General features: G+C 34.2%; 5 protein-coding genes. 2 read left to right on the forward strand and 3 right to left on the reverse strand.

The genetic code is table 11. The annotated features are described in order from the left end of the window. The coding region (locus RMR19_RS18695) for a right-handed parallel beta-helix repeat-containing protein (RefSeq protein WP_310605018.1) at positions 1-1,736 on the forward strand (1,736 nt) is incomplete at its 5' end. 110 nt (positions 1,737-1,846) lie between these two features. Here RMR19_RS18695 and RMR19_RS18700 read toward each other — a convergent pair. From RMR19_RS18700 to RMR19_RS18710, 3 genes are all read right to left on the reverse strand, one after another. Then, positions 1,847-3,109, reverse strand: coding sequence for an HlyC/CorC family transporter (locus tag RMR19_RS18700; RefSeq protein WP_310605019.1), 1,263 nt, complete (start codon positions 3,107-3,109; stop codon positions 1,847-1,849). 42 nt (positions 3,110-3,151) lie between these two features. Beyond that, a complete protein-coding gene (locus tag RMR19_RS18705; protein ID WP_310605020.1) occupies positions 3,152-4,249 on the reverse strand; it encodes an HD-GYP domain-containing protein in 1,098 nt (365 codons plus the stop codon). A 77-nt stretch (positions 4,250-4,326) separates the two neighbouring features. Further along, on the reverse strand, positions 4,327-5,955 hold the full coding sequence (locus RMR19_RS18710) for an ABC-F family ATP-binding cassette domain-containing protein (protein WP_310605021.1): 1,629 nt from the start codon (positions 5,953-5,955) through the stop codon (positions 4,327-4,329). 290 nt (positions 5,956-6,245) lie between these two features. Here RMR19_RS18710 and RMR19_RS18715 point away from each other — a divergent pair. Continuing rightward, positions 6,246-7,905: ABC-F family ATP-binding cassette domain-containing protein (locus RMR19_RS18715; protein ID WP_310605022.1), on the forward strand; the 1,660-nt coding region annotated here is incomplete at its 3' end.

A 7,905-nucleotide genomic window follows, 5' to 3' on the forward strand; every position in this document is an offset into this window, starting at 1 on the left:
TTGGACATGCAGGGATTAATAAATCAAGCAGTACTCTTAATAATTATGAGTTAGAGCGAGTGATGGTGAAGGGATTAGGACTTGAGTCTAAGCAGATAGCCAAGGTTATTCGCTTAACAACAGAGGAAACAAGATTAACTGATGATTTATTATGGAATTTAGAAGAACCATTAAAGAGATATCTGTTCCTTATGGATTTGATTAATGTAAGCTTACGCAAAGATTCACTTTCTGAAGAAGAAATGGAATCAATAGAGAGATACCGAGTGTTATTCCAAGTACCGAAAGAGATTCTTCATTTGCTTTCAGAGTTCATTCAGAATGCTTATGAGGGCAATATGGACAAATGTATCCATTCATTTGCTACAATGAGGAATGTGGACTTGCCATTGACTATGACTGAGCTTAAATATTATATGCCAGATATGGAATATATAACGGAGATTGAGAATAAATCCGTGTCGCCTGGTAAAGAGACACGAATTGTAGATGCTTGTATTATAAAGGACAAGCTTATTGTTCCTAAGAATGGCACACTTGTACTTGATCATGCAGTTATCTATCTTTATGGTTCTATCATAGTAGACGGTGGAACATTACAAATTAGAGATACGACCATTATCAATAAATCGGATACGAATAATGCTTTAGTGGAAGTAAAGAGTTATTCCGAAGTTCATGTAACGGATTCTGTTTTTGATTGTAGATTTATTGGAAGTGCAATTAATCAGAAGAATGGAAACTTGACGATGGTGGATTCTAAAGTCTATCATACAACAAAAAATAGTGCAGTGAAGTTCTGGGGAAATCAAATAGAGATAAATAATTGTAATTTCCACAAATGTTATACAGTTGAGAATGGTGCAGCGATTCAGATTCAACAAGGACATGGAAGTATAACGAATTCTACATTTAAAAAATGCGAAGCTAAAAATGGTGGAGCTGTATATGTAGGGACAGATATTATGATTACATGTTGCTCTTTCAAGCATTGCTATGCATTAGAGCATGGGGGAGCAATATTCTATAATAACGAAGTAAAGTCGAACGTTATGGATTGCCAATATATTGAGTGTTATCCACAAGGAGAAGAGATTGTACAATACCTTTATAGTCACGAGGAAAAGATTATAGATAAAGAATACCGTATTCCGATTGCTACGATAATCGATATGCCAATACAGGTAACGGAATTAGGGATTCTTAGCTTCAGTCATGCTGTAGTTTATCTGAGGCAACAAATCCAAAGTAAAGGGATACTAGAGATTAAAGGTTGCAAGATAATTGCTGATGGTCTAAAGCAACGAGATATGTTTGATATTACTCGTTCAAGAGGTTGTGTAATTGATCGTTCGGAATTCGATGGTAGGGCAACAAATTCTGTATTTCGTGCAACAGGAAGCAGAATGATAGTGGTACATTCAATATTTCGTAATATAAAGAATGGACGTGCTATCTATGATGCAATAGAGCCGAAGATATCAGATACAATATTCTCTCATTGTCAAGATGGGGCAATCTATTCTCGTTCGGGTACTATCAAAAATTGCTTGTTCATCAATTGCAGACAGAAGAGTGGTGCAGGAATTATTATGTATGGTGCAAGAGGTGAGATAAAGGAATGTCGATTTGTCCGTTGTGTTTCTGAATATAGTGGTGGTGCGATTGATAAATCAGGTGGTCATAGAGTTGAAAAATGTGAGTTTAAAGAGTGCAAACCGAATAATATTGCATAATGAATTTTCAGACATGCCCTAGCAAAACATAAAAATAAAAAATAAGATATAACAAACAAAAAAGCTCGAACAAAATAAAATCATTTTGTTCGAGCTTTTGTTTGTTATATCTATTCTGCCACAGGTAATACAACGATGTGGATTTTATCAATACGATTTTTATCAACTGCATCAACAGTATAGAGAACGTTCTCATCTTCAACAGATTCACCTTGTGAAGGAAGATGGTCAAGTAAACCAATAATGTGACCAGCAATAGAATCGTAATCATCGGATTCTATATGAAGTCCGATTGCTTCATTAATGTCATCAAGTTTTGTATTACCATCTACGATAAATTCATTTTCCGTAATGCATTGAATGGAATCTTCTTCATCAGAGTCATATTCATCACGAATATCACCAACAATTTCTTCGATTAAATCTTCAATTGTAAGAAGACCAGCAGTTGCGCCGTATTCGTCTAATACGATAGCAAGAGGAATGGATTCTTTTTTCATATCTACGAATAATTCAGAAGTTTTCTTGTACTCGTATGTAAAATAAGGATCTCTCATAATATCCTTCAAACAGAAGTCTTCTTTTTTTCCTTGATAGAAGAAGATGTCTTTCAAATTAACAATACCGATAATATTATCTCTTGTATCTTGATAAACAGGCATTCTAGTAAATTTCTCAATTGAGAATGCAGTAACAAGTTCATCATAAGTGAGATTGATATCTGCGAATTCCATATCAATACGTGGTACCATTACGTCTTTCGCAAGTGAATCACCAAAATCAACAACATTGGTTATCATTCTACGTTCTTCACTTTCAATTACCCCTTCTTCATGACTTACATCAACTATAGTACGAAGTTCGTTCTCTGTTATGGCAGATACTTTCGCATTTGGATCAACTCGTAACAAGCGCAGTAGGAATAGTGAGATATGATTCACTATAAAGATAACTGGAGTTAATAGTTGCGTTAAAAAGTAGATTGCGCCTGCATAACGTAAAGAAAGTTTTTCGGCATTAAGAGTTGCTAATGTTTTTGGTGTAATCTCACCAAAAATTAAAATCATAATAGTAAGGATACCAGTTGCAATACCAGCACCAACACTTCCAAAGCGATTAAGTGCAAAAGAAGTAGCAAGGGAAGATGCGGATAGGTTAACAATATTGTTGCCAATCAAAATTGCACTTAGCATTTTCGATGGGTCTTCAATAAGTTTAGCAACTGTTTTTGCGCCTTTTACATTCTCGTCAACTAAACTTCGAATACGTAATTTGTTTACTGTAGTTAAAGAAGTTTCTGCTGATGAGAAAAAGCATGATAGTAGTAATAGAATTAGTAAAATAATAATCTGCGTGACATCACTCGGGTCCAAAGTATCATCTCCATTTTATTCAATATAGTTTGTTTTTTAGTTTTATAGTATTTTTGCAATTGTTAAATTAGAAGTTTTGGATAAATCAACAACGGTACTGTCTTTAAGTCGAACAATAGGTCTTGATAATGCGTTTTTGTTAAGCATAACAATCTCGCCTTCTCTACCATCACTTAATTTAACAGCGTTGTTAATATATGCTTGTCCAATTCGTTCTAAGAAAGTAAGTAAGATTTTAATGTCGTATTTTTGGTAGCCTTCATCTTCAAATATGCGGATAACTTCGAATGGACAAAGAGCTTCGCGGTAGGAACGTTTTGAAGTCATTGCATCATAGATATCTGCAATTGCAATGATTTTAGCGAACTCACCAATAGTATCACCTGTTAATTTGGAAGGATAACCTGTTCCATCGCATTTTTCATGATGTTTTAAAACTGCATCTTTAATACGAGGGTCGATATCTTCATCTTTAATTAAATCATAACCTGTAATAGGATGTAATCGAATCATTTGGAATTCTTCATCCGTTAATTTATCTGGTTTTGCTAAAAGCTCTTCAGGGATCATTAACTTTCCGATATCATGTAATAATGCAGCTAGGGTAAGCTGTTCAAGGTCCTTATCAGAGTAACCAATCCAGCGGCCAATAACATTACTAATTAAAGCAACATTCAATGAATGTGAGTATGTGGAATCACTATATTCCTCTATGTTGTGTAACATATCAAAAACGTTAAGAGTCGTATCACTTTTACTTAGGATTGTATATGGCTCATCTTTTAAATTAACCAAATCAACATCACCTGTTTTATTAACAAAAGTGGTGATATCTGATTGGAATTGCTTTACATTTGTGTTAAATGATTTCTTAAATTCTTGGAATCTTTCGCTACTTTTTATTTTTTGTGAATATGAGTCTGTATTAACGACTGGTGTTTCTTCTTCTACAGCTGTTTCTTCTACTACCTTGTCATATACAGTGACCTTCATAATAGAGTAAAAGTTTAACATCTCTTTTACTTTAGCAGTAATTATAGTTTCTTTGGCAACCAATAATTGTCCAGCTGAATTAAATACATCTTTTGATATACACATTCCGTTTTTAGCTTGGAATGTAAAAATAGTGCGTGACTTCATTAAGTGAAAACCTCCCTATCTACATAACCTTCAAATCCCTTTGAACCGTTGCAAAGTCAATAGTGCATAGTGCATCTTTAGTCTTCGTCAGTAGCCATATTCATAACTTGACGTTTTCTAGCTAATTCATCATTATCAAGATATTCATCATATGTCGTAATCTTGTCAATTAAACCAGTTGGAGTAACTTCCATAATACGATTTGCTATTGTTTGAATAAACTGATGATCTTGTGATGTGAATAATAATGCGCCAGAGAATTTAATTAATCCATTGTTTAGTGCTGTGATTGATTCCATATCTAAATGGTTTGTTGGTTCGTCCATAACCAATACATTTGAGCCTAGAATCATCATCTTAGAAAGCATACAACGTACTTTCTCACCACCAGACAATACATTAACCTTTTTAACACCTTCTTCACCAGCAAATAACATTCTTCCAAGGAAACCACGAACATAAGTAACATCCTTTTCAGGAGAGAATTGCATTAACCAGTCTACGATCATCTCATCCCCTGAGAAGTCTTTTGTGTTATCTTTAGGAAAATAAGATGTGTTAGTAGTAACACCCCATTTATATTCACCTTCATCTGGTTCTAGTTCTCCAGTAAGAATCTTGAATAGAGTAGTAGTTGCTAACGTGTTAGGACCAACGAAAGCTACTTTGTCTTCTCTACCTATGATAAAGGAAATGTTATCAAGAACTTTTACACCATCAATTGTCTTTGAAAGATTTGTAACAGTAAGAACTTCATTACCGATTTCTCTAGATGGTCTGAAATCAATGTAAGGGTACTTACGGCTTGATGGGCGGATATCATCAAGTTCAATTTTTTCAAGTGCTTTTTTACGAGAAGTTGCTTGCTTTGATTTTGAAGCATTTGCACTGAATCGTTGAATAAAGTCTTGTAATTCCTTGATTTTATCTTCTTTCTTCTTGTTGGCTTCTTTCATTTGTTTTACCATTAATTGGCTTGACTCATACCAGAAGTCATAGTTACCTGCATATAATTGAATCTTAGCGTAGTCAATATCTGCAGTATGTGTACATACTTTGTTCAAGAAGTAACGGTCATGGGATACAACGATAACAGTATTCTCAAAGTTAATTAAGAATTCTTCTAACCAACGAATTGCATCAAGGTCAAGATGGTTAGTAGGCTCATCTAGTAATAGGATATCTGGATTACCAAATAACGCTTGAGCAAGTAAAACCTTTACTTTATCTCCACCATCTAATTCAGACATTAATTTGTAATGCATATCAGTATCAATACCTAAACCATTTAGTAAAGTAGAAGCATCTGATTCCGCTTCCCAACCATTCAATGTAGCAAATTCACCTTCTAATTCACTTGCTTTAATACCGTCTTCTTCTGTGAAATCTTCTTTGGCATAGATAATATCTTTTTCTTTCATGATATCATAGAGTCTTTTATTACCCATGATAACAGTATTTAAAACATCAAATTCATCATATTTGAAGTGATCCTGTTGTAAGAAAGATAGTCTTTGTCCAGGAGTGATAACGATATCTCCTTGTGTTGCTTCGATTTGTCCTGACATAATCTTAAGGAAAGTAGATTTACCAGCGCCATTTGCACCAATTAGACCATAACAATTTCCTTCGGTAAACTTAATGTTAACGTCTTCGAAAAGAGCGCGTTTACCAAGTCTTAGTGTAACATTACATGCTTGTATCATAATTTAAAACCTTTCTACGTTGTATTACTAGTTTTTATATTATTTTCTTTTATCAGTATAACTGATTTTTTGCTAGTACAAAATGAACATTTAGTCTCAGTCTCTATTTTACCGTAAATTTGGCATTTTGCAAGTGTTTTTTGTGTAATATAGGGAAAGTGCAGTTGGAGATGTATGTTAGATGGCATACATTTTGGGGATTGTAACAACTTATTCCATAAGTTATAATAGAAAATACTACATATATTTAATAAATATAAGGAAAATGCAAAGCGAAAGAGAGTAATTACATGAATTTGTTAACAATAGAAAAAGTTACGAAAAGTTATACAGACAAAATATTATTTAAAGAAATATCGCTAGGAATTCAAGAGGGAGATAAGATTGGCGTTATTGGTATTAACGGAACGGGAAAATCTACTCTATTAAAGATTATTGCAGGTATGGAAGAGACTGATGCAGGAGAGGTTACAACAGGAAGAAACATTAAGATTGAATATCTTGCACAACAACCTGAGTTTGACGTGTCAAAGAATATCCTTGAAAATGTTATGCTGCAAGACAAAGATGCACATGAGAAGGATTGGACGAAGGAAGCGGATGCAAAATCTATGCTGGATAAACTAGGTATTCGTGATTATGATGGAAGAGTTGATGTGCTTTCTGGTGGACAAAGAAAGCGTCTAGCACTTGTACGAGCAATTCTTAATCCAGCAGATATTTTAGTATTAGATGAGCCTACGAACCATTTGGATAATGATATGGCAGAATGGCTTGAGAAATATCTGAATCAATACCGTGGCGCAATTATTATGGTAACGCATGATAGATATTTCTTAGATAAGGTAACAAATCGTATTATAGAGATTGACAATGCGAATATATATAGTTATGCAGGAGGATATTCCAGTTTCTTAGAGTTAAAAGCACAAAGAGAAGAGATGGAAATGGCAACAGAGCGTAAGAATAAGAGTTTATATCGTCAAGACCTTGAATGGATGATGCGTGGTGCAAGAGCAAGATCAACAAAGCAAAAGGCACATATTGAACGTTTTGAGCAATTACGTGATAGAGAAAAGCCGAAAGAAACAACATCGGTAGAGATGAATTCTGTATCTTCAAGACTTGGAAAGAAGACGGTCGAATTACATGAGGTATCGAAATCTTATGGTGATAAGGTTCTATTTCGTGATTTTACTTATATACTACTCAAGGATGATAGAATTGGTATTATTGGTAAGAATGGTTGTGGTAAATCTACGTTACTAAAGATAATCAATGGAATTATTTTGCCAGATTCAGGCTATGTAGAGTGTGGTGAGACAGTTAAAATCGGCTATTTTTCGCAAGAAAATGAAGAGTTAAATCCAAATATGAAAGTAATTGACTACATTAAGAGTGTTGCGGAATATATCACTACAAATGAAGGTAGTATTACAGCGTCTCAAATGTTAGAGAAATTCTTGTTCACAGGTGCTATGCAGTATTCGTTGATTGGTAAACTATCAGGTGGTGAAAAACGCCGCCTTTACTTACTTTATGTTCTAATGAGTGCCCCAAATGTATTGATACTCGATGAGCCTACGAATGATTTAGATATTCAAACGCTAACAATTCTTGAGCATTACTTGGATACATTTCAAGGCATCGTAGTAACGGTATCCCATGATCGCTACTTCTTAGATCGAATGGTCAGTCGTATCTTTGCTTTCGAAGAGAATGGTGTAGTTAAGCAATATGAAGGTGGATATAGCGATTACCATCTTGTAAAAGGTGACGATGACGTTATAGAGAAGAAGACAGAGAAACCAAAGGAAGAGAAAGTGGTTTATCAAAAGGATCGTTCCAATCAAATCAAATTCACATATAATGAGCAAAAAGAATATGAAACGATTGATGATGACATTGAAGGATTAGAGACAAAAATTGAGGAAATTGAAGTAGCAGTAG

Origin of the sequence: Anaerosporobacter sp., from assembly GCF_031551385.1 — a bacterium.
Taxonomy (GTDB): domain Bacteria; phylum Bacillota; class Clostridia; order Lachnospirales; family Lachnospiraceae; genus Anaerosporobacter.

Excerpts from the sequence above, each read along its gene's own strand:
- RMR19_RS18710 (WP_310605021.1), bottom strand. The coding sequence starts at position 5,955 with ATGATACAAGCATGTAATGTTACACTAAGACTTGGTAAACGCGCTCTT.
- RMR19_RS18705 (WP_310605020.1), bottom strand. The coding sequence starts at position 4,249 with ATGAAGTCACGCACTATTTTTACATTCCAAGCTAAAAACGGAATGTGT.